The sequence below is a fragment of the Microbacterium oleivorans genome, from assembly GCF_013389665.1.
Lineage (GTDB): Bacteria > Actinomycetota > Actinomycetes > Actinomycetales > Microbacteriaceae > Microbacterium > Microbacterium oleivorans_C.
This window is the reverse complement of the sequence record NZ_CP058316.1, coordinates 697,048-722,713: the sequence shown is the minus strand read 5'-3', so window position 1 is coordinate 722,713 and position 25,666 is coordinate 697,048. Positions and strand designations below refer to the sequence as shown.

Sequence of the window (25,666 nt, the reverse complement as noted above, 5' to 3'; positions counted from 1 at the left end):
GGGCTCGGTAGACTCGGGGCATGAGTGCGCCCTACACGCTGATCCTCCTCCGCCACGGCCAGAGCGAGTGGAACAAGTCCAACCAGTTCACCGGCTGGGTCGATGTCCGCCTGACCGACCAGGGCAAGGCCGAGGCCCAGCGCGGGGGCGAGCTGCTCGCCGATGCCGGGCTCCTCCCCGACGTGCTGTACACCTCCGTGCTCAGCCGTGCCATCCAGACCGCGCAGATCGCGCTCGACGCGGCCGATCGGCTGTGGATCCCCGTCAAGCGGTCGTGGCGCCTGAACGAGCGTCACTACGGTGCGCTGCAGGGCAAGGACAAGGCGCAGACCCTCGAGGAGTACGGCAACGAGCAGTTCATGCTGTGGCGCCGCTCGTTCGACGTGCCGCCGCCGCTCCTCGCCGACGACGACCAGTACAGCCAGGTCGGCGACCCCCGCTACGCGGGCATCGACGGCGAGGTGCCCCGCACCGAGTCGCTGAAGCTGGTGATCGATCGCCTGCTGCCGTACTGGGAGACCGAGATCGCCGACGATCTGCGCTCGGGCAAGACCGTGCTCGTCACGGCGCACGGCAACTCGCTGCGCGCCCTGGTGAAGCAGCTCGAGGGCATCAGCGACGCCGACATCGCCGAGTTGAACATCCCCACGGGCATCCCGCTCGTCTACAAGCTCGACGAGAACCTGCAGCCCCTCGCACCGGGCGAGTACCTCGACCCCGAGGCCGCTGCCGCGGGCGCCGCCGCCGTGGCGAATCAGGGCAAGGCCTGACTCAGCGGACCACGAAGGGGCGGTGCCGACCGGCACCGCCCCTTCGTCGTCAGCGCGACGTCCGTCAGAGGCTGTTCTCTCCGACGATGACGTTGATCGTCTCGGTGTCGGGACGCCACTCGCCCGTGGCGAGGTAGGCGACGCGCTTGCCGACCGTGACGGCGTGGTCGGCGAAACGCTCGTGGTACCGGCTGGCCAGGGTCGCGTCCACCGTCGCGGCGGCCTCGCCCTGCCAGTTCTCGCTGAGCACCTTCTCGAACACGCTGAGGTGCAGGTCGTCGAGCCGGTCGTCGAGGGCGCGCAGCGTCTCGACGAGCGCGAGGTCCTCGGTGCGCAGCAGTTCGGTGAGCGTGCGGGCGACCTCCACGTCGATCTCGCCCATCTTGGTGAAGGTGCCCTTCAGGCCCTTCGGGATGGCGCGCTCGGGGAAGCGCATGCGGGTCAGCTGGGCGACGTGCTCGGCGATGTCGCCCATGCGCTCGAGCGAGGCGCTGGTGCGCAGTGCGGCCACCACGATGCGCAGGTCGCGGGCGACGGGCTGCTGGCGCGCGAGGATCTCGATCGCGAGCTCATCGATCGCGATCGCCTTGTCGTCGATCACGGCATCCGCGTCGATGACCTCTTCGGCGAGGTTGATGTCGCTGGTCCCGAACGCGCGCGTGGCCTTCTCGATCGCGACGGTCACCAGCTCGGAGATCTCGACCAGGCGAGCCTGGACGTCCTCGAGGGACTGGTGGAAAACTTCGCGCATCAGGGCACCTTTCCTTCTTGCGGGGACAGCACGACACCGCACTCACGGCGACGCGATTGTCGCTCGACAAGGTTAACGAACGGTGCCCGGCCGATGAACATCCCGCCGCCTCGCCGGAGGATCGTGCGGATGACGACGGTGCGTGCGTCGGCGGCGTCCTAATCTGGAGGAATGAACCCGACGCAGCTGGCGCTCGTCGCCCTGCTCGCCGGGGCCGTCGTCGGGATCCTCGTCTCCGCTCTCGTGTTCTTCGCGCTCCGGGCGCGCGACCGCGCGATCGCTCAGGCCGACGGCGACGTCCCGCCCGGCGCGCGCGCCGTCCTGGCCGCCCTCGACGAGGCGGCGCTCATCGTCGACGCGTCGTTCGTCATCGTCGCCACCTCGCCGACCGCCGAGCTGTTCGGTCTCCGCGAGGGGGAGGCGATCCCCGGGGACGAGCTGCGCGAACTGCTGCGATCGTCGCGCGGCGTGTCGCACTCCGAGACGGGCACGCTGCGCCTGCGACGCGGCGTCGCGCCCGCCGAGCCGCGGCTCATCGTCGCGCGCGCCAGCGGGATCACCCCCCGGCTGACGCTCGTGCTGGTGCGCGACATCACCGAGCGAGAACGTGTCGCCGAGATGCGCCGTGACTTCGTCGCCAACACCAGCCACGAGCTCAAGACGCCGGTGGGCGCGGTGACGCTGCTCGCCGAGGCGATCGAGTCGGCCGCCGACGACCCCGAGCAGGTGAGACGCTTCGCAACCCGGCTCAGCGCCGAGGCGATGCGTCTGGGCAACCTCACGTCGCGCATCATGAGCCTTTCGCGACTGCAGTCCTCCGACGAGCTCACCGAGCTGCGGGACGTCGCCGTCGACGAGGTCATCACCTCGGCGATCGAGACCCACGTCATCGCGGCCGAGTCCGCCGGCGTCGCGCTGGTCCGCGGCGGCGATCGCGGCCTCTACGTACGCGGCGACGTGCAGGTCCTCAGCGAGGCGGTCGGCAACCTCATCGCCAACGCCATCGCGTACTCGCCGCCTGCCAGCCAGGTCGGAGTCGGTGTGCGCGACGTCGCCGACGCGATCGAGATCGCCGTCACCGACCGTGGCATCGGCATCCCCGAGAACGAGCAGCAACGGGTCTTCGAGCGCTTCTACCGCGCCGACTACGCCCGATCGCGGCGTACCGGAGGCACCGGTCTCGGCCTGTCGATCGTCAAGCATGCCGTCCAGCGTCACGGCGGCGAAGTGCAGTTGTGGTCACGGCCCGGGCGCGGATCGACGTTCACCATCCGGCTTCCCGCGGTACCGGCCCCCGAGGGGACGCCCGCGCCGAAGAAGACCAAGAAGAAGATCGCCCGGGCCCTTCCCGCCCGGACGAAGGGAGACGCACCATGACCCGTGTTCTGCTCGTCGAGGATGAGCCCGACCTCGCCGATCCGCTGGCGTACCTGCTGCGTCGGGAGGGGTTCGAGGTCGAGATCGCCGAGGACGGTCCGTCTGCCCTCGAGGCGTTCGACTCCCGTGGTGCCGACATCGTGCTGCTCGACCTCATGCTGCCCGGGATGCCGGGAACCGAGGTGTGCCGCATCGTGCGCACCACCTCGAAGATCCCGATCATCATGTTGACCGCGAAGGACTCCGAGGTCGACATCGTCGTCGGGCTCGAGTTGGGCGCCGACGACTACGTCACGAAGCCGTATTCCTCGCGCGAGCTCCTCGCCCGGATGCGCGCGGTGCTGCGTCGCGCGTCGACCGCCGATGTGGACGTCGACGAGCGCGTGCTCGCCGGTGGCCGGGTGACGATCGACCTCGACCGCCACACCGTGGCCGTCGACGGTCGCGAGATCAACATGCCCCTCAAGGAGTTCGAACTGCTCGAGGTGCTCATGCGCAACGCCGGACGGGTGATGACACGCGGACAGCTCATCGATCGGGTGTGGGGGAGCGACTACTTCGGTGACACCAAGACGCTCGACGTGCACATCAAGCGCATCCGGTCGCGCATCGAGGCCGACCCGGGGCAGCCTGCGATGCTGCTGACGGTGCGTGGCCTGGGCTACCGCTTCGAGGCCTGAGAATGCCCGCCCGCGTCGGCGGTGACGGGAGATGACGAGAGGGCCCGGCGGCGACGCCGGGCCCTCTCGTCGCGTGCTGGCCGCGTGCCGAGGTCAGTCGACGCGGGGCACGAACTCGGTGTAGTACGGCAGCATCCCGTCGAGCACGGGAACCTCGGTGCGCACGCCCTCGCCGTCGCCGGACTGGAACGACATGGGGAGGGTGGCTCCGGGCAGGGTGTCGATGTCCTCGAGGAGGATGGGCTCCTCGCCGTCGACGCCCAGGCTGATGCGCTCGCGGGCGGGCACGCGGAGCGTCGTGGTGTCATCGCCGAACCCGAACACCAGCGTCTGCGGCTCGTCGGTGTCGTTGACGATCGCGGCCAGGAAGTTTCCCGCGGTGCCGGACTCGTCGGCGATCACCATCGCGTTGCGGATGTCGAGGGGGCCCGAGGGCGGGATGTTCACGCCGTCGGAGGCGGAGTAGTCGATGGTCGTCGCCTGCGGGGCGATCATGCTGCAGCCCGTGGCTCCCAGGGTCAGGGCGGCGCCCAGGGCGATAGAAGCGACGATTCGCAGTTTCACGGATCCTCCAGGCAGGCAGACGGCGGCAACATGCAGTCTACGGGGTGCACCCGGGCTTCCGCCGACACCGCCGTGTCCGCGCACGGGGCCGGCGGCGGCGAACCTTACTGTATGCCCCCTGTGGTATCCTGGATGTTGCCGAAGGGATATAACTCCATGCTTTTTGAGGTTGGCGAAACCGTCGTCTACCCCCACCACGGGGCAGCCACGATCATCGAGGTCAAGGACCGGATCATCAAGGGCGAGACGAAGAAATACCTGAAGCTCAACGTCACCCAGGGAGACCTCATCATCGAGGTCCCGGCTGACAACGTCGATCTCGTCGGCGTTCGCGACGTCATCGGCAAGGACGGCCTCGAGCGTGTGTTCGATGTGCTCCGCGCGCCGTTCACCGAGGAGCCCACCAACTGGTCGCGTCGGTACAAGGCGAACCTCGAGAAGCTCGCCTCGGGCGATGTGATCAAGGTCAGCGAGGTCGTCCGCGACCTGTGGCGCCGCGATCAGGACCGCGGCCTGTCCGCGGGTGAGAAGCGCATGCTCGCCAAGGCCCGTCAGATCCTCGTCTCCGAGATCGCGCTCGCGCTGAAGGCCGACGAAGAGCACGCCTCGGGCGTGCTCGACGAGGTCCTCGCCTCCTGACCGGCGCGGCGACACCGCCGTGAGCATCATCCCGGTCCCTCGGGTCGCCGTCGTCGTCGTCGCCGCGGGCTCCGGCTCGCGCCTGGGCGCAGGAGGCCCGAAGGCCTTCGTCGGAATCGACGCACACACGATCCTCCGCCACGCGCTGGACGGCGTCGCACTCGCACCCCCGGCGCAGGTCGTCGTGGTCGTTCCGCCGGGTCGCGAAGGAGATGCCCGCACCGAGGCCGAGGCCGCGTTCGGCGATCGTGCCTCGTTGGTCTCGGTCGTGGCGGGCGGCACCTCGCGGCAGGAGTCCGTGGCCGCAGGCCTCCACGCGCTGTGGGCCGATGTCGAGATCGTGCTGGTCCACGACGCGGCACGCGCGCTGACGCCCGCCGACGTCTTCGCCCGGGTGATCGACGAGGTGCGCGAGTCGGGCGCCGGCGCGATCCCCGCCCGACCCGTCGTCGACACCCTCAAGCGCGTCGAGGATGCGGCGGTGACCGCCGCCGTCGACCGTGCTCCGCTGGTCGCGGCCCAGACGCCTCAGGGATTCCCCCGTGCCGCCCTCGAGGACGCCTACGCTCGTGCGACCGACGATCACACCGACGATGCGGCGTTGTTCGCCGCCGCCGGCTACGGGGTGCGTCACGTGGCGGGCAGTGATCTGGCGTTCAAGATCACGACGCCGGCCGATCTCGACCGTGCGCGACATCTGGTGCGCGGCGCTGCCGACCGGGTCCCCGTGCTCCCGCGGGTGGGGATCGGCACGGATGTGCACGCCGTCGGCGGCGAAGCGACGTTGCGCCTGGCGGGCCTGGAGTGGCCGGGCGAGGCCGGCCTCCGGGGTCATTCGGACGGTGACGCGGTGGCTCATGCGATCGTCGACGCCGTCCTCGCGGCCGCGGGACTCGGCGACATCGGCACGCACTTCGGCGTCGACCGTCCCGAGTTCGCGGGCGCCACCGGGGAGGTCTTCCTCCGCCGGGTGCGCGAGCTCGTCGCAGAGGCCGGGTTCGCGGTCGGGAACGTCTCGGTCCAGGTGCAGGCCAATCGCCCGCGGTTCGCGTCCCGCCGCGCCGAGGCCGAGCGGGTGCTCTCGGCGGCCCTCGGCGCACCGGTGTCGGTGGCGGCGACCACGACCGACGGGCTCGGGTTCACCGGGTCCGGCGAAGGCGTCTCGGCGACCGCCGTGGCTCTGGTCCACCCCGCGCACTGACCGCGTCGGACACCGCCGCCGTCCGTCCTCACGACTCCGTCGCGGGTGCGAGCTCGCGCGTCATGAAGACCGACAGCGGATCGGGCGCGTAGTCGCCGAAGGGTGCGCAGACGACGAACCCCGACCGCTCGTACAGGGTGCGGGCCGCCACGAAGTCGGCGCCGGCGCCCGTCTCGAGCCAGAGGCTGCGGATGCCGGCGGCGCGGGCCTCGTGCTCGAGGTGCCCGAGGATCGCGCGGCCGATGCCGCGTCCGAGGAACGCGTCGGCGACGCGCATCGACTTGAGCTCGGCGCGATCCGCAGCGAAGCGTTTGAACGCGCCGACCCCCGCGATCTCGCCGTCGACCCAGGCGGAGTACACACGGACGGCCGGATCCTGCAGTCCGGTCAGATCGAGCGCGTGCACGCTCTCGACCGGGGTGTTCGCGAGCATGCCCGACGCGTGCGAGGCGCTCAGCGCACGGGTCGGTTCGCCGGTGAGGTCGTCGCGCACGATCGTGACCGATGTCGACATGTCAGGCCTCCAAGGGGGTCGGAGCGGGATTGCGGCGCGACCGCGACGTCGCCGCGAGCAGAATCAGGCCCGTCGCGAGCACGGCGAGCCCGGCGATCGCCGGGAGGGCGAGCTGCTCGCCCAACAGCAGCACCCCGAGCAGGCTCGCCGTCAGCGGCTCGGCGAGTGTCAGGGTCGCCGCCGTCGCCGCGCTCAGCCCGCCCAGTCCCCAGGTGAACAGGGCGTACGCGAGGGCGACAGTGGCGAGCCCGAGCCAGACGGCCATGAGCCAGCCGCGCGGCTCGGCGAACCAGCCCATGTCGGTGAACGGCAGCATGACGAGTCCGCAGACGGCTGCGCCGGCGCCCATCGCGCCCGAGACCGTGAACGCATCCCACCCGGCCGACACGAGCCGGCGCTGCGCGTTGGCGATGACGGCGAACGAGGCACCCGCGCCGAGCGAGCCGGCGACCCCCACGATGTCGGCGCCGCTCGAGCCGCCGCCGGCGACCGCGAGCAGAGCGACTCCGGCGGTCGCGAGCGCTGTCGCGAGCATCCACGACGACGTCGGTCGACGCCGCGTCAGCAGCCATTCGAGCAGCCCGGCGAGCACGGGGGCGGACCCGAGGGCGATGACGGTGCCGACCGCGACGCCGTTCCGTGCGGTGCCGAGGAAGAACAACGGTTGGTACAGGGCCAGGCACAGCCCCGTGAGCGCCATGAGCAAGAGCGCGCGCCCACGTCGGGTCGCGTCCGGCCGGCCCTGGGTCCGCTGCCGGTGTCGCCCGACGGTCAGCCCGAGGATCCCGAGGGCGGTGCCGCCGACGAGCAGGCGCGCGACGCCGACGGCGAGCGGAGTGGTGTCCGCCGGGCCGAGGGCCTGCGCTGTTCCCGTCGTCCCGAACAGCACGGCGGCGACGAGGACGGCGATCACGAACAGCACTCTCCAGTTCTACCGCCTCATGTCGTGCGGGCGTGCCGCGGCGCCGCGTCGCCCCGCCGGTAGGCTGGTGAAGTGACCGTCCGGCTCTATGACACTCGCGCGCAGGCGTTGCGCGATTTCGCGCCTCGCGATCCGTCGACCGTCACCGTCTACGTCTGCGGTCCAACGGTGCAGTCCGGTCCCCACATCGGCCATGTCCGCGCCGCCGTCGGCTTCGACATCCTGCGTCGTTGGTTGGAGTACCGCCACGGGCGCGTCACTTTCGTGCGCAACGTCACCGACATCGACGACAAGATCCTCGCGAACGCCACCGACGACGAGCCCTGGTGGGCGCTCGCGTACCGCGTCGAGCTCGAGTTCTCCCGCGCGTACGCCGCGGTGAACGTGCTCGCCCCCACCTACGAGCCGCGCGCGACGGCATCCGTGCCGCAGATGGTCGAGCTCATCGAGACCCTCGTCGCGTCCGGCCACGCGTACGCCGCTCCCGATGGATCGGGCGATGTCTACTTCGACGTGCGCTCGTGGCCGGGCTACGGCTCACTCACACGGCAATCGCTCGACGCGATGGAGGCCGCTGCCGACGCCGACCCGCGCGGCAAGCGCGACCCCCGTGACTTCGCGCTGTGGAAGGGTGCGAAGGCCGACGAGCCCGCGGATGCCGCCTGGGCGTCGCCCTGGGGTCGCGGGCGTCCGGGCTGGCACATCGAGTGCTCGGCCATGAGCCGTCGTTACCTCGGCCCCGAGTTCGACATCCACGGCGGCGGTCTCGATCTGCGTTTTCCGCACCACGAGAACGAGCTCGCGCAGTCGACCGCGGCCGGCGACGCGTTCGCCCGATACTGGGTGCACAACGGCCTCGTCACCGTCGGCGACCAGAAGATGTCGAAGTCGCTCGGCAACGTCCTGCTCGCCGCCGACGTGCTCGCCGAGCACGACCCGCTCGTCGTGCGCTACGCGCTCGGCGCCGCGCACTACCGCTCGAGCCTCGACCTGTCGGCGTCGAGCTTCGCCGAGGCCGAGGCCGCGCTCGACCGCATCCGCTCGTTCGAGCAGCGCGCGTCGCGGGCCCTGCGTGACGGTGGATCGAGCCGGGTGCTCGCGAAGGACGGTCATCTCGCCATCAACGCGGCCGTTCCGGCAGCGTTCGGCGCCGCGATGGACGATGACCTCGGCGTGCCGCAGGCACTCGCCGTGCTGCACGAGACCGTTCGCGCCGGCAACACGGCACTCGACGACGGCGACCTCGACGCAGCCGGTACGGCCCTGGGTGGCGTGGCCGGCATGCTGTCGGTGCTCGGCCTGCAGCGTATGGGCACGGATGCCGGCGACGCCGCCGAGACGGCCGCGCTCGATGCGCTCGTGCGCACCATGATCGACCAGCGCGCCGATGCGCGTGCTCACAAGGACTGGGCGACGGCCGACCGCATCCGCGACGCGATCGCGGCGGCCGGCATCGTCCTCGAAGACGGTCCCGAGGGGACCCATTGGAGTGTGAACCGTGGCTAAGCCAGGAAATCCGTCCGCCGGACGCGGCAAGAAGAAGGGCCCGACCAAGGGCACCGGCGGCAAGAACCGTCGCTCGCTCGAGGGCCGCGGGCCGACGCCGAAGGCCGAGGACCGCGCCTGGCACCCCGCCGGCAAGCGCAAGGCCGCCCAGGAGCGATTCGTCGCCGCAGGAGGAAAGACCCAGCAGCGCTCGAACGGCAATCGGGCGCCGAAGGCGAAGGCGGGCGACGACACCGAGACCGTCACGGGCCGCAACAGCGTGCTCGAAGCGCTGCGTGCGAAGATCCCCGCGACCGCGTTCTACATCGCGCAACGCGTCGAGATGGATGACCGGGTCAAGGAGATGCTGTCGATCGCCACGAACCGCGGCATCCCCGTCCTCGAGGTCACGCGTCAGGAGCTCGATCGCATGGCCGGGTTCGACGGCGTGCACCAGGGCGTCGCGATCAAGGTGCCGCCGTACGAGTACGGGCATCCGCAGGATCTGCTCGAGGAGGTCATCGACCGTGGCGAGACCCCGCTGTTCGTCGCGCTCGACGGCGTCACCGATCCGCGCAACCTGGGTGCGATCATGCGCTCGGCCGCCGCATTCGGCAGTCAGGGCGTCATCATCCCGCAGCGTCGTTCGGCAGGCGTGAACTCCGCGGCGTGGAAGACCAGTGCGGGTGCGGCCGCCCGCATCCCCGTCGCGATCGCCCCGAACCTGACGACCACGCTCAAGGAGTTCAAGAAGCAGGGCGTCTTCGTGCTCGGACTCGACGGTGGCGGCGACGTCGCGCTCCCCGCGCTGCAGCTCGCCGACCGCCCGGTGCTCATCGTCGTCGGATCCGAGGGCAAGGGTCTATCGCGTCTGGTGACCGAGACCTGCGACCAGGTCGTGTCGATCCCGATCTCGGCGGCGACCGAGTCGCTCAATGCCGGGATCGCGGCATCCGTGGCTCTGTACCAGGTCGCCACCATCCGCGCGGCGCAGGAATGACGGGACGGGTCGTCGCGCTGTGACCGCGCGATGACCTTCCTGTTAATTCCCGAGCGCGCGTCGGAAGGGCCCGGCGCGACGGGTCCCGATTGGGTAGTTTCGAACTGTGCCCGAGATCGAGAAGACCCCTGACTCCCGTCCGATGACGGCGACGCACCCCCTCGCGCTCGCCCCTGTGACGTCGCCGCCGGCGACCGTCGACGGCTTCGTCCGCGAGTTCCTGCGCAACCTCAACCTCGACCGCGGCGTCGCATTGTCGTCGTCGACCGAGACCGACCGCTACACGGCGCTGGCGGCCACCGTTCGCGACTATCTCGTCGCGCGCTGGCTCGAGGACCAGCGGCGTCAGCGTGCGGATCAGAGCAAGGCTGTCTGCTATCTGTCGGCGGAGTACCTGCTCGGCCGACAGCTCGACAACAACCTGCTCGCATCCGGGCTCACCGACATCGCCACCGAGGCGCTGGCCGCGTGCGGCATCGACATCGACACCATGCGCGCCCACGAGGTCGAGCCCGGGCTCGGCAACGGCGGCCTCGGGCGTCTCGCCGCGTGCTTCATCGATTCGCTCGCGACCCTGAGCGTGCCGAGCATCGGCTACGGCATCCGCTACGAGTACGGCATCTTCCGTCAGGTCTTCCGCGACGGCGAGCAGATCGAGAAGCCCGACGCGTGGCTCGCCCTGGGGTCTCCGTGGGAGTTCCGTCACCCCGAGTCGGCGCAGACGGTGTCGTTCGGCGGTCACACCGAGACGTACGACGACGGCGGCGTTCTGCGCAGCCGCTGGGTGCCCGCCTGGAGCGTGCGCGCCGTGCCCTACAACTACATGGTTCCGGGCTACCAGAACGGGCGGGTCAACACCCTGCGCCTGTGGAGCGCCGAGGCGACGAAGGCGTTCGATCTCCGTACCTTCAACAGCGGCGAGTACGTCGAAGCGGTTCGCGCCCAGACCTTCGCCGAGAACATCTCGAAGGTGCTGTACCCCGAGGACTCGACGCCGCAGGGCAAGGAGCTGCGTCTGCAGCAGCAGTACTTCTTCGTGGCGGCATCCATCGCCGATTACATGACGAAGGTTCTGCCCGAGGACTTCGAGCTGGCGGACCTGCCCGAGCGCGTGATCTTCCAGCTCAACGACACCCACCCCGTCATCGCGGTCCCCGAGATGATGCGCGTGCTCGTCGACGAGCGCAAGCTCGACTGGGATGCCGCGTGGGCGATCACCCAGAAGTGCTTCGCCTACACGTGCCACACCCTCCTGCCCGAGGCTCTCGAGGTCTGGTCGGTCGATCTGCTCGGCCGGTTGCTGCCGCGTCACCTCGAGATCATCTACCGCATCAACGACGAGTTCTTGGTGCGGGTGCGCGAGCGCTTCGGCGACGACGAGCAGCGCCTGCGCGACATGTCGATCGTGTCGGAGCATCGCGCGGTGCGCATGGCCTACCTGGCCACCGTCGCCGGGTCGAAGGTCAACGGTGTCGCCGAGCTGCACTCGCAGCTGCTGCGCGAGAAGGTGCTGCACCAGTTCGACGAGATGATGCCCGAGAAGTTCACCAACGTCACCAACGGTGTCACCCCGCGGCGCTTCATGCGGCTGGCGAACCCCGAGTTGTCGGAGCTCATCACCGCGGCGCTCGGTACCGGGTGGCTCACCGACCTCGAGCGCCTGCGCGAGCTCGAGTCCTACGCCGAGGACCCCGACTTCCGTGCCGCCTTCGCCGATGTCAAGGCCGCGAACAAGCGGCGCCTGAACGATGTGCTGCTGGCGCGCGACGGCTTCGGGATCGCAGACGACCACCTCCTCGACGTCATGGTCAAGCGCCTGCACGAGTACAAGCGGCAGATGCTCAAGGTGCTCCACATCGTCACCCTCTACGAGCGCGTCGTCTCGGGGCGGGTGGCGGCAGCCGACCTGCAGCCGCGCACGTTCATCTTCGGCGCCAAGGCCGCTCCGGGCTATGCGATGGCCAAACGGGTCATCCACCTCATCAACGCCGTCGGCTCCGTCGTCAACAACGACCCGCGGTTGGAGGGGCGGCTGAAGGTGGTCTTCCCGCCCAACTACAACGTGACCCTCGCCGAGCGCGTCATCCCCGCGGCCGACCTGTCGGAGCAGATCTCGCTCGCCGGCAAAGAGGCCTCCGGCACCGGCAACATGAAGTTCGCCCTGAACGGCGCCCTGACCATCGGCACCGACGACGGCGCGAACGTCGAGATCCGCGAGCTCGTCGGCGACGACAACTTCTTCCTCTTCGGGATGAGCGAGCCCCAGGTCGAGGAGCTGTGGGCGCGCGGCTACCGGCCGGGCGAGTTCGCACAGGGCGACGACGAGCTCCGGCGCACCCTCGATCTCATCGGCTCGGGCGCGTTCTCGGGCGGAGACCGCTCGACGTTCGAGCCGATCGTGTCGAACCTGCTCTACGACGACCGGTTCATGGTGCTGGCCGACTACACCGCCTACGTCGCCGCGCAGGAGCGCGTGGATGCCGCCTACGCCGACCGCGACGGCTGGACGCGGTCGGCCATCCTCAACGTCGCCCGGACGGGCTTCTTCTCGTCCGACCGTTCGATCCGCGACTACATCGACCGCATCTGGCACACGCAGCCGGCGCGCTGATCGCGCGGCGCGAATGCCCCCGACACCACCGGCACGACCAACGAAGGGAATCGCCATGGCACGCATCGCCGTCATCGGAGGCACCGGCTACGCCGGCAGCCACATCGTCGAGGAGGCCGTCTCCCGCGGCCACACCGTCGTCTCCGTCGCCCGCAAGGTTCCGGCCGAGCGGGTCGAGGGCGCGACCTACATCGAGGGCACGCTCGTGGATGTGCCGGCGCTCGTGACGCAGCTGGACGGCGTCGACGTGGTCGTCGTGTCGGTCGCGCCGCGCGGCGACATGCAGGGCCAGGTGCGACCCAACACGGCGCTCCTCGGGCACGCGTTGCCCGAGGACGTCCGGGTCGGCGTCATCGGCGGCGCCGGAGGCAGCCTCGTGTCTGCCGGCGGACCGCGGCTGGTCGACAGCGGCTTCCCCGAGGAGTTCAAGGACGAGGCCCTCGAGGCGATCGGCGTCCTCGAAGACCTCCAGGCCGACGAGAGCGGACGCGACTGGTTCTTCGTGCATCCCGCCGGAGGGTTCGGTTCTTTCAACCCCGGCGAGCGGACGGGCGCCTACCGCGACGGTGGGGACGTCCTCGTCACCGATGGGAACGGCGACTCGTTCATCTCCGGAGCCGACTTCGCCATCGCGGTCCTCGACGAGATCGAGAACCCTCGCCACGTGCGCGAGCGCTTCACCGTCGGCTACTGATCCCCGCGACCGGGGGAGCGGTCAAACGAGATCGCGCCAGTCGACGGCGGCCTCGTCGTCGCCGACCGGGACGGCGTCGGTGATGATCGGCACCGACATCGTCTCGGTGGGTGGGCCCATGACCGTCGCCTCGTCGCGGCGGTGACGCAGCACGTTCTCGACATACGACGAGAGCACCTCGGCCAGCGGCACCGAACGCCCCTCGGTCTGCGAGAGATACCAGCGGTGCTCGAGCACCTGGTGGAAGAGCTCGGCGGGCTCCAGCTTCGCCCGCAGGTCCCAGGGCACCGACAGCACCACCGGTTCGAACACGCGCGTCAGCCACTCGTGGGCGACCATCTCCTCGTTCGAGCCGAGGCGCGACACGCGGGCGCTGAACTCGTCGAGGTCGTTGAGCAGGCGCCGGGCCTGGTTCTCCTCGACGTCGAGGCCGGTGAGACGCAGGAGCCGGCGCTGGTGATGGCCGGCGTCGACGACCTTCGGCTGGATCGACACGCGCGTGCCGTCGGCGGCGGCGTCGATCGACATCTCGCCGATGTCGAAGCCGAGCGCGTTGAGCTTCTGCACCCGCTCGGTGATGCGCCACGACTCGTTGGCCGAGAACGACTCCTGGTCGGTCAGCGCGGCCCACAGCGAGTGGTACGACGACATGATCCCGTCGGCGATCGCCACGGCATCCACACCGCCCTCCAGCCGCCCCCCGGCTTCGAGGTCCATGATCTCGCCGGCGATGTTGGTGCGTGCGATGTCGAGGTCGTGCAGGCGCTGCCCGCGGGTGAGCCCGCGCTCGTGGAGCTCACCGGTCTCGGCATCGACCAGGTAGGCCGCGAAAGCACCGGCATCGCGGCGGAACAGCGTATTCGACAGCGACACGTCGCCCCAGAAGAAGCCCACGTTGTGCAGGCGCACCAGCAGGACGGCGAGGGCGTCGACGAGCCGGGTGGCGGTGTCTGGGCGCAGCACCTGCGTGAAGAGCGCTCGGTAGGGGAGTGAGAACTTCAGGTGCGCCGTCACGAGGGCGGCGGGCAGCTCGTCGCCCTTCTCGTCGCGGCGACCGTCGATCACCGCGACGCGTTCGACGCAGGGAACGTCGAGGCGCTGCAGCGAGCCGAGCATCTCGTACTCGCGGCGGGCCATGGCAGCCGTCGTCTCCTTGATCGCCACGACACGCCCCGAGAGGTTCGCGAACCGCACGAGGTGACGCGAGATGCCCTTGGGCAGGTACACGATGTCGGGCGTGGCCCAGTCGGCCAGGGTCGTCGACCAGGGCAGGGCGAGCAGGCCGGGGTCGACGCTGCTGGCCGTGATCGAGAGCGAGGAGCGCACGGGTTCTCCGATCGGATGAGGGGCAAAACGCTGCGGCGCGGGCGACCGAAGGCCACCCGCGCCGCAGCGTACGAAGATACGGATCAGGCCGAGGCGATGGCCTTGTCGTTCAGACGGTCGCCGCTCTCGATGTCGAAGGCGTGCACGTGGCCGGGCTTGGCAGTCAGGGTCACGGTCTCGCCGGCGTTCGGGTGGTTGCGGCCGTCGACGCGCGCGACGATGTCGGTGCGCTTGCCGTTGATCTCGGTGTGACCGTAGAGGTAACCGTCGGCGCCGAGCTCCTCGACCAGGTCGACCTGGACCGGGAGGCCACGGCCGTCGGCGGGGCCGACCTCGATGTCCTCGGGGCGGACGCCCACCGTCACCTGGCTGCCGTTGGCGCGGCCGACGGTGTCACGGTCGAGCCGGACGATCTCCGAGCCGAACTTGATGCCGCCCTCGGCGAGGTCCGCCGGGAACAGGTTCATGGCGGGCGAGCCGATGAAGCCGGCGACGAACACGTTGTTCGGCTTCTCGTACAGGTCACGCGGGGTGCCGACCTGCTGGAGCAGCCCGTCCTTCAGCACGGCGATGCGGTCGCCCATCGTGAGGGCCTCGGTCTGGTCGTGCGTGACGTACACCGTGGTGACGCCGAGGCGACGCTGCAGCGACGCGATCTGGGTGCGCGTCTGGACGCGGAGCTTCGCGTCGAGGTTCGACAGCGGCTCGTCCATGAGGAAGACCTGGGGCTGACGAACGATGGCGCGACCCATGGCGACACGCTGACGCTGACCACCCGAGAGCGCCTTCGGCTTGCGGGTGAGGTACTCCTCGAGGTCGAGGAGCTTGGCGGCCTCGAGCACCCGCTGCGCGCGCTCCTCCTTGCCGACGCCCGCGATCTTGAGCGCGAAGCCCATGTTCTCGGCCACGGTCATATGGGGGTACAGAGCGTAGTTCTGGAACACCATCGCGATGTCGCGGTCCTTCGGCGGCACGTCGGTGACGTCGCGGTCACCGATGCGGATGCTGCCCGAGTTGACCTCTTCGAGGCCGGCGAGCATGCGCAGCGAGGTGGACTTACCGCAACCGGAGGGACCGACGAGAACCAGGAACTCGCCATCGGCGACTTCGAGGTTCAGCTTGTCGACGGCAGGACGAGTGCCACCGGGGTACAGACGGGTTGCGTTGTCGAAAGTGACGGACGCCATCGTTTCTTCTCCTTCACCGGCAGGTACGTGCCGGACGATCCGTTGTGAATGGAACGGGGTCGCCCCCGTACGCCCATCATTGGACGCGATCTCAGTATGGCACGCGCGAGAGCCGCACGGCGCACGCACGGAGACGCGCCGGGGGAGCAGCGCCTCCGGTGTGCTCTGGGCTTTCCCAGGCTGGCTGATTACCATCGACTGACTCGTGAAACCCGTCGCGAGATCTCTTGCTCGGCTCTCATCCTCCTTCCGTTCTCCGAGGTTCCATGTCTTCTGACGACTCCCACGACGTCCCCGAATCGTCGACGGTCACCGACCGCCGCGAGGCGGTGCGCGAGAAGGCCCTCCAGGTCCACACCCGCCAATCGCGGGCGCGGATCGCGCGGCGGTCCGGTCTCGGACTGCTGGCGGTCGGTGCCGTCACCGCGGCCGCGGTCATCGTCACCTGGACGGTTTCGTCCTCGGGCAGCCGCCCGCAGCTGGAGCCGGCGACGGCGACCGGAGACGGTTTCGTCGTGGCCGACGTCGTTCGAGGGTCGGTGGCGGCCGACCTCAATGCTCCGGCCGAGGCGCCCGTCGAGGCCGCGGAACCGGCGGAGCCCGCCGAGAACGCTGCGCCCGCCGAGGGCCTTCCCACCCCCTCGACGACGGCGCAGCCCCCGGTCGAAATCCGCGTGTACGTCGACTACCTGTCGGCCGGCGCTCAGGAGTGGCAGACCGCGAACTCCCAGCAGCTGACCTCGTGGGTCGATGACGGAGCCGTCACCCTGAGCTACTACCCGGTCGCCATGCTGACGGCGAAGTCCAACGGCACGAAGTACTCGCTGCGTGCAGCGAGCGCCGCCGCCTGCGTCGCAACGCACTCGCCCGACGCCTTCTACGCGTTCAACAACGATCTGCTGACGCGTCAGCCCGAGGTCGACACCGACGGGTTCTCCGACACGCAGCTCGCCGACATGGCGGCGGCATCCGGTGTCGACCAGACGAAGGTCATCCGTGAGTGCATCGAGTCGGGTTCGTACGCCGCGTGGGCCAAGTCGGCCACGGAGCGCGCCGTCGCCGGCATCCCCGACACCGACGGGCTGTCGCTGACCGGAACGCCGATGGTGCTCGTCAACGGCAAGCAGTACATCGGCGATATGGGCGACCCTGCAGAGTTCTCGCAGTTCGTCCTGACAACCGCGAGCGACGCCTACTACAAGTCGGCGCCGACACCGACGCCGACCCCCACCTCCTGAGCCGCAGCACGCTGGCGGATCGGCGACCGAACCGCAGCCGTCGTCCGAGAAGACCGGGCGATCCAGGCGGAGATCATCAACGGCGTGCTCGACAGGATGCCGTTGCTCACGTTTCAGGTGCGCTGAGCTCTGCCCGGTGAAGATCCGCCGTCGTGTATATCCACTCTGCGAGCGTCCCGGTGAAGACGACGAAGACGCTACCCGACGAGCGGGTCGGTCCCGAGGGGCCGGTGAGGCACCACGGGAAGAAGATCGTGTTCCCGCGCACCGCCGGCGGCTCCTGAACGATCGGCCGCGCGAGGGGTGGGAGAGACGCTTGGAGCACGGCGATCCGCTGGTCCAAGCCGGACTTGCCGTACACCGCACGATCGAAACTGACGTGACACACATTGGGGTGGATCATCCGGTCGATGGCAGCCCGACGACTCTCCTGGTCGCGCTCGTTGACGATCTCGTCGAGGAACGCCTCCGCGAAGTGATCGATGCGCTGCATATCCGCAATCTGAGCGCTCGCCGCGCGCCGCGATCAACCGCTTGCGACAGAGTTGTTCCGGCTGATAGGCCGAAGCGCGCGGCTGCTCCCGTGCTGAGGTGATGAACGTGCGGGGAGGGTGTGAGGGTGTTCCTCCGAGCCGGGGCCGTTGCGCCCGGCGACCGCTGTGCCTATAGTCTTCAGAACGTTGCCCCAGCCCCTGGCCGCCACCAGAACACCCAGCGACCAGGAGCGGCGGATATGGGCAAGTTGATCTACGAGGGCTCCGTGTCGGCGGAGTTCGAGGACCGTCTGCTGGCTCACATCCAGTTCGTGACGCAATCGAAGCTCCGTCGCGGCGAACCCTTCATCCTCACCTGGACGGACCATCTCAGTCTCGGTGGCGGCAGATCCTCCGTGTGGATCCACCCCCACGCCAGCTTGTTGTTCAAGTTCCACGGCAGCAGAGTCCCGGAGCTCAATCCGCACTGGTTGACGGCGCTGTCATCCGCGGCGAACTCACCGCGTGGGCTGTATGCCGTCCGAGAACCCGCGCCGCCGCGTCCTCCCCATACCGTGGCGAACGCCTCGACGACTGCTCGCTAGCTAGCAAGCGTCGTCTCCGGCGCGGAACCCGCTGTTGGGGATCGCGTTCCGCGCCGGAGCCGGCCTGAGGGCGGCGATGGAAGCGTTCAGCGCTGACACGTGGCCGGTCGTCACCCCGGTGCGGCGACTGCTGGGGGCGGGAGCCGTGCGGCCGACGCTCTAGACTCGGAACCGAAGAAGCGAATGAGCGGCGTTCCTGCGCGGTCGGCTACCATCCGGCTGAGCAGACGCTGCGTCGAAAGCCCGGAATACCGGGCGTCGCCGACTTGGCGCAATTGGTAGCGCACCGTACTTGTAATACGGGGGTTACGGGTTCAAGTCCCGTAGTCGGCTCAGAAAAGGCCAGGTCAAGTCAGCAAATCGCCCCGATCCGCACAGCGCGGGTCGGGGCGATCCATTGTTTACCCATGGTTTTCAGGTGAACAGCTTCGACAGAACAAGTGCGCTCGCAGGGCCGCGATGGACCTCGTCGGCGTAGTGCGCCTCCGTCGTCTTCTTGTCCTCGTGGCCGAGCTGTTCCTTCGCGGCTTCGATGCCGAGCTCGTCACGGATGACCGTCGCCACCGTCTTGCGGAAGCTCTTCGGGGTGATACCGGCGTACGGCGTCCCCGCGAGCGCGGCGCGCCAGGTCGTGCGGTAGTTGTTCGGGTGCCGGAAGGTGCCAACTGCCGACGGGAAGACGAACTCGGTGTACGACGCGACGCGGCGGCGCATGAGCATCTCGACGACCTCCGTCGGCAGCTCGAGCTCGCGGTAGCCGGCGTCGGTCTTCGTGAAGTCCTGGACGAAGAACCGCTCGTCACGGTCCTGAGCGATCGTGCGACGCACGACGACGCGATGCGTCGCGAGATCGACCGCGTCCCACTGCAGCGCGAGCAGCTCGCCCGTGCGCATGCCGGTGCCGATGATCATGTCCGTCGTGTCGAGCAGCGTGCTCGCGCGCGCGAGCCGGCGGCGCCGGTCGTTCTCGGGGCGCGGCTCGGTCCCTGCGTCCCACTGCTCAAATCGGGACCGGATGCCGCGGACGACCTCGAGGTCGGGGGCCGCTGCGCGCCGGGTGCGCTTCGGGCGCTCGGGCTTCGGGACGTCGGCCATCGGGTTCGGCCGCACGGCGCCGTGCCGCGCCGCGAGCGTGAACATCCCGCGCAGGACGACGTGCACCGTGGCCGCGGTTCCGTGACCTGACGACGTCGCGACGGCCATGACGAAGCGATCGAGCTTCGGGACGGTTGCCTCTTGCAGTCGCACCGACCCGAGGCCGCGGTCGATGTGCTTGATCGCGTTCCGGTAGGTGCGGATCGACCCCTCGGCCAGCCGGGCGCGGGAGTCGATCCACTTCTGCGCGAGCTCCGAGAGGGTCGATGTTCCGGTGATCTCGTCGCTTGCCGGCGTGAGTCGTGCTTTCAGGGCGCGCACGAGATTACGCTCCGACTCCGCGGCCGTCTTGCCCTGGCGTTGCATCAGCCGCGTGACACCGTCGGCGTCGCGGTAGTAGGCGAACGCGGTCGGCTTGCCGTCGATCGTCGTGCGTCGGATGCGGCCCCACGTCTCGAGCTCGAGAGGCGGGCGGGCCATCAGTGCACCGTCTCGCGGTGATGCCACATGCCGGCGCCCATGCGTGCCTGCACGTAGACGGTGTCTCCGAACCGGGACAGGATGCGCTGAAACGCCTCGACGATGTCGACGGTGACGTCGAGCTCGAGCGCGATCGCATGCGGGTGAGCAGCGTGGATCGATTCGGCGAGCTTGTACGCATCGATATCGATGAGCCGGAGGGCTGCCCACTCGTCCGCGCGGCGCTCCATCTTGGCGTTGGCAGGTCCGAACGCGCTGGGCGCATCGCCGAAGACGGCATGCGCGCACTCGTGCGCGAGCACGGACCGGTGCAGACGCCGTGGCATCCCCGGCTGCAGTCGGATCAAGCGGCGGTGATGGAGGTACTCGCCGTCGCGATCGTCGTCCAGCGGGACGTAGCGGACGCTGACGCCGAGGTCACGCAGGGTCTGACGTATGTGCTCGTCACTCACGCGTCGGTGTCCTCTCCGCGGTCGCGACCCTTCTTCTTGGCGACAGCCCGTTCATCCTGCGCGGAACCTCGGACACCGAACCGGCCCACGGTGACATTGCTGGACGCGCGACGCTCGACGCGGCCGAGTAGCTCGCGAGCGAGATCGACCTCTGAAAGATCCTCGGCGCCGATCTTGACCTCGCGGATATTGGCCTCGTCGTCGGTGATGTACTCCGACTCGGCCAGAGCCTCGATCACCGATCGTCCGTAGGCGCGCGCGAACTTGAGCACGAACTCGACGGCGGGGCGGCTGCCCTGCTTCCAGCGCGTGACGTTCGACTTGTCGATGCCGACGACGTCGGCGATCTCCTTCGCCTGCACGTCGCCAGCGACGACCTGTACGTACTTCCACCAGCGGGTCTCGTTCACGGTCCTCACTGTAGTTGCGTTCGCGCAACAGTGCAAGGGAGTGCAGCAACCCAATTGACGGTTGCACAAGCGCATCGTCTCGCTTACGATCAGTTGCACACCAGCAACCCGAAGTTGCAGCAACCTATCCGAAGGGGGAGAGATGGCCACGCTGATCATCGACTCCGAGCGATTCAAGCAGCTGCGCGCCGAGCAGGGGCTCGACACTCTTCAGAGTCTCGCCGCTGCACTCCGCGTCGACAAGGCGACTGCATCCCGCGTCCTGAACGGGAAGGCAGCGCCCGGACCTCATTTCATCTCGTCCGTGCTGCTGACGTTCCCCGTGAAGTTCGAGGACGTTTTCACCATCGTCACCGGCGACGAGCAGGTCAGCGAAGCGGCCGCCCCGCTGGAACTGGCAACCGCATCATGAGCGCCTCGATCGTGCGCTCGGGGCGAGTGCTCAACACCCGCTCGGCAGCGGAGTTCAGCGGCATGGCCTACCAGACGTTCCGCAACCTCCTCGCCGCAGGAGACGGACCGAAGGTCTTCAAGCAGGGGCGGCTGAACGCCTTCTACGAGGTGGATCTCGATGCGTGGCTGAAGAGCCGGGTTGTCGACCCGGCCGCCGAGACAGCGGACGCTGCGGCATGAGCGATCTGAACCCCGACGAGATCCCCGTATGGCTCGCGATCCCGGCTGGCCTCGTTCTGTGGGGCACCTGGATTGCGATCTGCGTCGGCGAGGCGCGCGAGAAGCTCCGCCGGATGGGTCGGCAGTGATGCCGGCTGCCACTCACTGACACACCACCGATCACTCGGGGCGACGTCCCCGATGTTTCGTCGCGCTCCGATGCGGCACCTGACACCCGAAGGAATGACTGTGACCCTGAATCTGAATGCCCCGGATCTTCCGGCGCCCGTGCCGGCTCGTGTCGGCGAAGGCGTGGAGATGCGCCTGAGCCACGAGCGCGAGGTGCTCGCCCGTGTGGTGGTCGTCGCGCTCGGTGGCTTCGCCGTCGCCGTGACTCTTCTCTGCGGGCTCGGTCTGGCGGTGATCGCATGAGCGTGCTCGACGCCGCGCCGGTGACCATCCCGACCCGCACGAAGCCCATCGACGTGTGGCAGGTCGGGGACATCGTCACCGTCGGCGCGACCCGGTGGAAGTTCCGCGCGATCAGCCGCGCGGGCAAGGCGGTCCTGTCGTCGATGAACACATCCAATGTCGAGGTGTGGTGGGACACGACCCTCGACCTTCTCCCGAAGCGAGGCGCCTGATGAAGAACCCGACCGCACGCATCATCGTTCCCGCGGGCGCTGACCGCGAGCTGTGGCTCGCCGAGCGCGGCGAGGGCGTCACCGCCTCCAACGCGTGGCGCATCGCCCGCGCCGGGCTGAAGGCACGCCGCACGATCGCCGAAGAGAAGATGAACGGCTCCCGCTTCCGCGGCACCGCCGCCACCCGCGCCGGGTCCGCCCGCGAGGCCGCACTGCTCGACGAGGCAGCCGAGCGCCTGCAGAGCGTCGTCGCGAACGACGCGCTCTGGGCGGCCGCTGACAACGACCTCCACCGCGCGACGCCCGACGGCTTCGGGTGGGACGGTGACGGCCGCCTCGCCGTCGTCGAGGTGAAGTCGCACGAGCACGGGTGGGAGCACGACGGCATCCCGATCGAGCACTATGCGCAGCTGCAGTTCCAGATCCGCGTCATGGGCGCCGATTTCGGTCTCTACGGCTTCGAGGTTCGCGACGAGGACGACCAGCCGCCCACGGACGGCGCGACGTGGATCGTCGTCGAGCGCGACGAGGAGATGATCGCGTGGCTCACTGAGCGCGCCGACGACTTCATCGCCTGGCGTGACGCCGGATGCCCCGACGTCGACGACCTCCCCGATGAGGTCGCGGCCGCACTCGAGGAGTGGGTGCCCCGCAAGCTCGTGCTGACCGTCGCTGTCGACGCCGAGAAGACCGCGAACGCCGCGCTCAAGAAGGCGATCGCCAAGCTCCCGCACGCCGCCCGTTTCGGCGCTGTCGGCATGGGCAAGAGCGGCGGCTTCCAGCTGTCCGTCAGCGAGAGCGTCGCGATCGACGAGGCCGCGTGGGCAGCCGCTGACCCCGACGGGCACGCCCGCGCCGAGCAGCTGCGCGTCGACCTCGCGTTCGCCGAGGCCGCCGCCAAGCGCAAGCACCCGAAGACCACCCGTCGCACGACGCTCAACTTCCAGGAGGCATGAGCCATGCCCGAACCCCGCACGATCCCCGTCGAGGCCGCCCGCGCCGCCGTGCTCGCCTCCGGCCAGCTCGCCGCGATCGACGGCCCGCAGTTCCTCGCCGACCCGGAGGCCGAGTGGCTTCGCTACCACGTGAAGCCCGAGCCGCCCCTGCTCGCCCGCGTCATCATCACCCGCACCGGCCAGCAGCCCCGCGAGATCGTCGTGAGCTGGGCCGAGTACGAGAAGCAGGAGCAGAACACCCCCGACTGGAACGCGACCCGCGCCGAGAAGCCGATGACGATCTTCGGCTCCGAGGTCGAGCGCCACGCGTACCGCGTCGTCTTCGCCGACATCCTCGCCCCGCTGCTCGACGATCGCCCCGCCGCGACCGCCGACCCGGCGCCGTGGGAGGCGCCCGCGGCGCCCGCACAGCGGGACTGGGCTACCGAGATCGAGGCCGCGCAGACGGTCCTCGAGATTGACACGATCGACCGTGAGGCGCGCGCCGTGCGCGCGTTCCGCGCCGACGCCGAGGGCACCGCGCTCCACCGTCAGCTGAAGGCCAAGCGCAAGGCGCTCGCCGAAGCGCCGGCCGCCGACGACTGGGCACCCGCACCGGGACCGAGCGTCGACGCGCAAGGGCCAGCCACCCCCGAGCGCGCGGCGACGGTGCAGGCAGGCATCCGCCGCCCGCAGGATCACCTGCCCGGCAACCGCGCGAGCCGCCGCGCGTCGAAGCGCAAGGGCGGCCGGCGATGAGCGACGAACCGAACCACGTCGACCCCGCCTCGGGGGTGCTCGTAACCATCCCGGCCGGGTTCGACATCGTCCCCCTGAACGTCGCGATCCTCGACGAGGATCTCCTCGCCCAGTGGTCGCCGACCCCGGCGCAGGTGATCGGCGCACTGTCGATCGCTCGCGCGAAGAACATCGCCGCACCCGGCGCGCTCGCCGACTACCGGGAGAAGCTGAAGGCCGCCGAGCGGGAGCGGAAGATCGCCCTCGGCCTGGCGGTCAAGACGCTGCGCGACGAGTACGGCCGCGGCGCCACCATGACCGAGCTGCGCGAACTCGCGTACGGCGTCGACGAGCGCCTCATGCGTGCCGTCGACGCGTACGACGAGGCGTGGCTGCTGTTCGAGTACGCGAAGGACTTCGCCGAGGCCGTCGAGCGCGACGTGACCCTGCTGCAGTCGATCGCGAAGTCGATGCGGGGGGAGAAGTGACCCGGCCGACCGTCGACCCGATGGCCGACGCCCGCCCCGTCGTGAAGGGCCGTTCCGGCGGCATGTGCGAGCGCTGCGGACGAGAGCGCGCGACCGACATGCACCACCGCCAGCTGCGCCGCCACGGCGACCACCTGCCCGCGAACCTCGTGCACCTGTGCCGCACCTGCCACAACGCCGTCCACGCCGACCCCGCGAAGGCCGAGCTCGCCGGGTTCATCGTCCCCTCGTGGGCGAACCCGCGCCAGCGCCCGATCAAGCACTCCGTCTGGGGCCGCGTGCGCCTCGACGACGACGGCGGGTGGGTGCTGGCGGCATGAGCATCATCGGGTCGGCCTTCGCTGATTGGCGGGAGGTGCGGGAGGAGTACGAGGAGCTTCGCCTCGCGGCGTACATGCTCGCTGAGGAGGCGACCAACGGCGCGCTGCTGAACGCACGCGGCCGCGCGGCGGGCATCGACCCGGGGTCGCTGTTCATGGGCAACGAGCGCCGCGCCCGCGCGTACGCATCGCCCGAGCTACTCGAGCACTGGCAGAAGCACCCGCGGGTGACCTACGCCGACTACGAGCGGCAGTGGGTCCGTGAGCGTGAGGCCGAGATGGGGCTCGCGTCATGAAGGCCGCATGCAAGTTCGGCTGCTGCAGCGCCGAGGTCGCCGCACTCCCCGATGGCGGCTGGTCGCAGACCGACAAGGGCTGGGTGCTCGACATCCGCCGCCGCGAGCACGTCCGCCGCGAGCGGGAAGCGGAGTTCGCGCGCATCGACCAGATGCACGCCGCGATCTATCCGGTCTGCGGGCTATGCGGCAGCCGCACCATGCGACTCGACGCGTTCGGGCTCTGCCCCCGCATCACCGAAGCACACAAGGCCCGCCGCGGCGGGATCACATTCGCACCAGCAGGGAGAAGACGATGAAGCTCGCCATCGCAGACCCGCCGTACCTCGGCCGAGCCGACCGCTGGTACGGCGAGGGTCGCGGCTCCGGACGAGAGCGCACCGCCGGGGGATACGTCGGCAGCGCGCACCGCCCGATGAGAAAGCCCGACCATCATGCCGAGGCTGCGCGCTGGGATGACCCAGCGGCGCACGTCGAGCTCGTCAAGCGCCTCTCCGCCGAATACGACGGCTGGGCGGTGGCAGGACACGCGTCGTCGACCGGACTCCTCATCGCGGCCGCACCGGCTGGGGCGCAGCTCGCGATCTGGGGCCGACCGAACGCTGTCCCAGGAGGAGCACGCGTCGTCAACTCGTGGGAGCCCGTCGTGCTGTGCGTGCCGCCGGCGCGCCGTGACCGCGCGACGGGTCTCCGCGTGCGTGACATCCTCGTCGCCCCCGTGCGGAGGCAGGGGTTCCTCGGGTCGAAGCCGCCCGAGTGGACGCGGTGGGTGCTCGAGATGCTGGGTTACGACCCAACATCCGATCAGGTGGATGACCTTTTTCCGGGCTCTGGGTCCGTTGCCGCAGCTGCCGACGGGATGCTCTCCTTCGCGAAGAACGGTGAGTGCTCATGAGCGCGATGCCGACGTTCGCGATGACGTACGTCGTCTACTGGCCGGCATCCCGCGTCCTGAAGGTGGGGCGCGCGTGGAAGTGGAGCCGCGTCGAGAAGCTCATGCGCGCCGGCGCGCACGTGATCGTCTGCGCCCGGGGCACGGATGCCTCGTGGGAGCGCGAGGCGCTGCGTGTGCTGGCGCGCTGGTTCCCCCGGGCATTCACCGGGTGGGACGACGCCGAGGCGGTGCTCGGCCGCGGCGGGAAGGGATGGACCGAGTGCT

The 25,666-nt window shown here is 69.6% G+C and carries 33 protein-coding genes and 1 tRNA gene; 24 read left to right on the top strand and 10 right to left on the bottom strand.

Translation table 11 applies throughout. The annotated features are described in order from the left end of the window. Positions 1-20: 20 nt before the first annotated feature. Positions 21-770 carry a phosphoglyceromutase gene (locus HW566_RS03570; protein ID WP_178010480.1) on the top strand — a complete coding sequence of 250 codons (750 nt, stop codon included), beginning with the start codon at positions 21-23 and terminating at the stop codon, positions 768-770. A 64-nt stretch (positions 771-834) separates the two neighbouring features. On the opposite strand, the gene phoU is transcribed toward HW566_RS03570, so the two are convergent. Next, positions 835-1,521 (bottom strand): phosphate signaling complex protein PhoU, encoded by a 687-nt coding sequence (gene phoU, locus HW566_RS03565; RefSeq protein WP_178010478.1) that lies wholly within the window; start codon positions 1,519-1,521, stop codon positions 835-837. Positions 1,522-1,692: 171 nt separating this feature from the next. Here phoU and HW566_RS03560 point away from each other — a divergent pair, with 171 nt between their 5' ends. Next, on the top strand, positions 1,693-2,898 hold the full coding sequence (locus HW566_RS03560) for a sensor histidine kinase (RefSeq protein ID WP_178010476.1): 1,206 nt from the start codon (positions 1,693-1,695) through the stop codon (positions 2,896-2,898). After that, entirely contained in the window at positions 2,895-3,578 is a 684-nt protein-coding gene (locus HW566_RS03555; RefSeq protein ID WP_178010474.1) for a response regulator transcription factor, read from the top strand. The genes HW566_RS03560 and HW566_RS03555 overlap by 4 nt, the downstream gene beginning before the upstream one ends. Before the next feature lie 93 nt (positions 3,579-3,671). Here HW566_RS03555 and HW566_RS03550 read toward each other — a convergent pair whose 3' ends face one another. Next, positions 3,672-4,142: a DNA modification methylase gene (locus HW566_RS03550; protein WP_178010472.1), complete on the bottom strand. Its 471-nt coding sequence runs from the start codon at positions 4,140-4,142 to the stop codon at positions 3,672-3,674. Positions 4,143-4,298: 156 nt separating this feature from the next. On the opposite strand from HW566_RS03550, the gene HW566_RS03545 reads away from it, so the two are divergent. Both HW566_RS03545 and ispD read left to right on the top strand, forming a co-directional pair. Beyond that, positions 4,299-4,781, top strand: coding sequence for a CarD family transcriptional regulator (locus tag HW566_RS03545; RefSeq protein ID WP_076690104.1), 483 nt, complete (start codon positions 4,299-4,301; stop codon positions 4,779-4,781). 19 nt (positions 4,782-4,800) lie between these two features. After that, positions 4,801-5,982: a 2-C-methyl-D-erythritol 4-phosphate cytidylyltransferase gene (gene ispD / locus HW566_RS03540; protein ID WP_178010470.1), complete on the top strand. Its 1,182-nt coding sequence runs from the start codon at positions 4,801-4,803 to the stop codon at positions 5,980-5,982. Positions 5,983-6,010: 28 nt separating this feature from the next. Here ispD and HW566_RS03535 read toward each other — a convergent pair whose 3' ends face one another. Then, positions 6,011-6,496 carry a GNAT family N-acetyltransferase gene (locus HW566_RS03535; protein ID WP_178010468.1) on the bottom strand — a complete coding sequence of 162 codons (486 nt, stop codon included), beginning with the start codon at positions 6,494-6,496 and terminating at the stop codon, positions 6,011-6,013. 1 nt (position 6,497) lies between these two features. Then, positions 6,498-7,418, bottom strand: coding sequence for a DMT family transporter (locus tag HW566_RS03530; protein ID WP_178010466.1), 921 nt, complete (start codon positions 7,416-7,418; stop codon positions 6,498-6,500). A 72-nt stretch (positions 7,419-7,490) separates the two neighbouring features. On the opposite strand from HW566_RS03530, the gene cysS reads away from it, so the two are divergent. The 4 genes from cysS to HW566_RS03510 all read left to right on the top strand — a co-directional run bounded on the left by cysS (position 7,491) and on the right by HW566_RS03510 (position 13,208). Then, positions 7,491-8,924, top strand: a complete 1,434-nt coding sequence (gene cysS, locus HW566_RS03525) for a cysteine--tRNA ligase (protein ID WP_178010465.1) — start codon at positions 7,491-7,493, stop codon at positions 8,922-8,924. Beyond that, complete coding sequence (rlmB, locus tag HW566_RS03520) at positions 8,917-9,903, top strand: 23S rRNA (guanosine(2251)-2'-O)-methyltransferase RlmB (protein WP_178010463.1); 987 nt, start codon at positions 8,917-8,919, stop codon at positions 9,901-9,903. Before cysS ends, rlmB begins: the two co-directional genes overlap by 8 nt. A 142-nt stretch (positions 9,904-10,045) precedes the next feature. Beyond that, entirely contained in the window at positions 10,046-12,514 is a 2,469-nt protein-coding gene (locus HW566_RS03515; RefSeq protein ID WP_178014633.1) for a glycogen/starch/alpha-glucan phosphorylase, read from the top strand. A 55-nt stretch (positions 12,515-12,569) separates the two neighbouring features. Then, positions 12,570-13,208, top strand: coding sequence for an NAD(P)-dependent oxidoreductase (locus HW566_RS03510; protein ID WP_178010461.1), 639 nt, complete (start codon positions 12,570-12,572; stop codon positions 13,206-13,208). A 21-nt stretch (positions 13,209-13,229) separates the two neighbouring features. On the opposite strand, the gene HW566_RS03505 is transcribed toward HW566_RS03510, so the two are convergent. Together HW566_RS03505 and HW566_RS03500 are read right to left on the bottom strand one after the other, a co-directional pair. Beyond that, entirely contained in the window at positions 13,230-14,534 is a 1,305-nt protein-coding gene (locus HW566_RS03505) for a DUF4032 domain-containing protein (RefSeq protein ID WP_178010459.1), read from the bottom strand. Positions 14,535-14,617: 83 nt separating this feature from the next. Continuing rightward, entirely contained in the window at positions 14,618-15,721 is a 1,104-nt protein-coding gene (locus tag HW566_RS03500; protein ID WP_178010457.1) for an ABC transporter ATP-binding protein, read from the bottom strand. A 266-nt stretch (positions 15,722-15,987) separates the two neighbouring features. Between HW566_RS03500 and HW566_RS03495 the strand changes: the two genes are divergently transcribed. Next, entirely contained in the window at positions 15,988-16,959 is a 972-nt protein-coding gene (locus HW566_RS03495) for a DsbA family protein (RefSeq protein WP_178010455.1), read from the top strand. 106 nt (positions 16,960-17,065) lie between these two features. Here HW566_RS03495 and HW566_RS03490 read toward each other — a convergent pair whose 3' ends face one another. After that, positions 17,066-17,452, bottom strand: coding sequence for a hypothetical protein (locus tag HW566_RS03490; protein ID WP_178010453.1), 387 nt, complete (start codon positions 17,450-17,452; stop codon positions 17,066-17,068). Between the two features lie 240 nt (positions 17,453-17,692). On the opposite strand from HW566_RS03490, the gene HW566_RS03485 reads away from it, so the two are divergent. Beyond that, entirely contained in the window at positions 17,693-18,037 is a 345-nt protein-coding gene (locus tag HW566_RS03485) for a DUF7882 family protein (protein WP_178010451.1), read from the top strand. 260 nt (positions 18,038-18,297) lie between these two features. Next, positions 18,298-18,370 (top strand) — tRNA-Thr (locus HW566_RS03480). Between the two features lie 81 nt (positions 18,371-18,451). Here the strand turns inward: HW566_RS03480 and HW566_RS03475 are convergent. Genes HW566_RS03475 through HW566_RS03465 form a run of 3 tightly spaced genes read right to left on the bottom strand, consistent with a single transcriptional unit; the run spans position 18,452 to position 20,474 of the window. Further along, the gene (locus HW566_RS03475; protein ID WP_178010449.1) at positions 18,452-19,612 is read right to left on the bottom strand and encodes a tyrosine-type recombinase/integrase; all 1,161 of its coding nucleotides are present in this window, start codon (positions 19,610-19,612) and stop codon (positions 18,452-18,454) included. Next, on the bottom strand, positions 19,612-20,064 hold the full coding sequence (locus HW566_RS03470) for an ImmA/IrrE family metallo-endopeptidase (protein ID WP_178010447.1): 453 nt from the start codon (positions 20,062-20,064) through the stop codon (positions 19,612-19,614). Before HW566_RS03470 ends, HW566_RS03475 begins: the two co-directional genes overlap by 1 nt. Continuing rightward, a complete protein-coding gene (locus tag HW566_RS03465; protein WP_178010445.1) occupies positions 20,061-20,474 on the bottom strand; it encodes a helix-turn-helix domain-containing protein in 414 nt (137 codons plus the stop codon). The genes HW566_RS03470 and HW566_RS03465 overlap by 4 nt, the downstream gene beginning before the upstream one ends. A gap of 142 nt (positions 20,475-20,616) precedes the next feature. On the opposite strand from HW566_RS03465, the gene HW566_RS03460 reads away from it, so the two are divergent. From HW566_RS03460 to HW566_RS03410, 12 genes are all read left to right on the top strand, one after another. After that, the gene (locus tag HW566_RS03460; protein ID WP_178010443.1) at positions 20,617-20,886 is read left to right on the top strand and encodes a helix-turn-helix domain-containing protein; all 270 of its coding nucleotides are present in this window, start codon (positions 20,617-20,619) and stop codon (positions 20,884-20,886) included. Next, positions 20,883-21,107, top strand: coding sequence for a hypothetical protein (locus HW566_RS03455; protein WP_178010441.1), 225 nt, complete (start codon positions 20,883-20,885; stop codon positions 21,105-21,107). Before HW566_RS03460 ends, HW566_RS03455 begins: the two co-directional genes overlap by 4 nt. Further along, the gene (locus HW566_RS16000) at positions 21,104-21,235 is read left to right on the top strand and encodes a hypothetical protein (protein WP_256728848.1); all 132 of its coding nucleotides are present in this window, start codon (positions 21,104-21,106) and stop codon (positions 21,233-21,235) included. Before HW566_RS03455 ends, HW566_RS16000 begins: the two co-directional genes overlap by 4 nt. 100 nt (positions 21,236-21,335) lie before the next feature. Further along, positions 21,336-21,518 (top strand): hypothetical protein, encoded by a 183-nt coding sequence (locus tag HW566_RS03450; protein ID WP_178010439.1) that lies wholly within the window; start codon positions 21,336-21,338, stop codon positions 21,516-21,518. Next, positions 21,515-21,730: a hypothetical protein gene (locus HW566_RS03445; RefSeq protein WP_178010437.1), complete on the top strand. Its 216-nt coding sequence runs from the start codon at positions 21,515-21,517 to the stop codon at positions 21,728-21,730. Before HW566_RS03450 ends, HW566_RS03445 begins: the two co-directional genes overlap by 4 nt. After that, positions 21,730-22,686, top strand: coding sequence for a hypothetical protein (locus tag HW566_RS03440; RefSeq protein ID WP_178010435.1), 957 nt, complete (start codon positions 21,730-21,732; stop codon positions 22,684-22,686). The genes HW566_RS03445 and HW566_RS03440 overlap by 1 nt, the downstream gene beginning before the upstream one ends. A 3-nt stretch (positions 22,687-22,689) precedes the next feature. Further along, on the top strand, positions 22,690-23,424 hold the full coding sequence (locus tag HW566_RS03435; RefSeq protein WP_178010434.1) for a hypothetical protein: 735 nt from the start codon (positions 22,690-22,692) through the stop codon (positions 23,422-23,424). Continuing rightward, positions 23,421-23,891 (top strand): hypothetical protein, encoded by a 471-nt coding sequence (locus tag HW566_RS03430; protein WP_178010432.1) that lies wholly within the window; start codon positions 23,421-23,423, stop codon positions 23,889-23,891. The genes HW566_RS03435 and HW566_RS03430 overlap by 4 nt, the downstream gene beginning before the upstream one ends. Further along, positions 23,888-24,211, top strand: a complete 324-nt coding sequence (locus HW566_RS03425) for an HNH endonuclease (RefSeq protein WP_218621645.1) — start codon at positions 23,888-23,890, stop codon at positions 24,209-24,211. Before HW566_RS03430 ends, HW566_RS03425 begins: the two co-directional genes overlap by 4 nt. Next, complete coding sequence (locus tag HW566_RS03420; protein WP_178010430.1) at positions 24,208-24,507, top strand: hypothetical protein; 300 nt, start codon at positions 24,208-24,210, stop codon at positions 24,505-24,507. Before HW566_RS03425 ends, HW566_RS03420 begins: the two co-directional genes overlap by 4 nt. Continuing rightward, positions 24,504-24,806 (top strand): hypothetical protein, encoded by a 303-nt coding sequence (locus tag HW566_RS03415; RefSeq protein ID WP_178010428.1) that lies wholly within the window; start codon positions 24,504-24,506, stop codon positions 24,804-24,806. The genes HW566_RS03420 and HW566_RS03415 overlap by 4 nt, the downstream gene beginning before the upstream one ends. Then, the gene (locus tag HW566_RS03410; RefSeq protein WP_178010426.1) at positions 24,803-25,402 is read left to right on the top strand and encodes a hypothetical protein; all 600 of its coding nucleotides are present in this window, start codon (positions 24,803-24,805) and stop codon (positions 25,400-25,402) included. The genes HW566_RS03415 and HW566_RS03410 overlap by 4 nt, the downstream gene beginning before the upstream one ends. Positions 25,403-25,666: the final 264 nt, after the last annotated feature.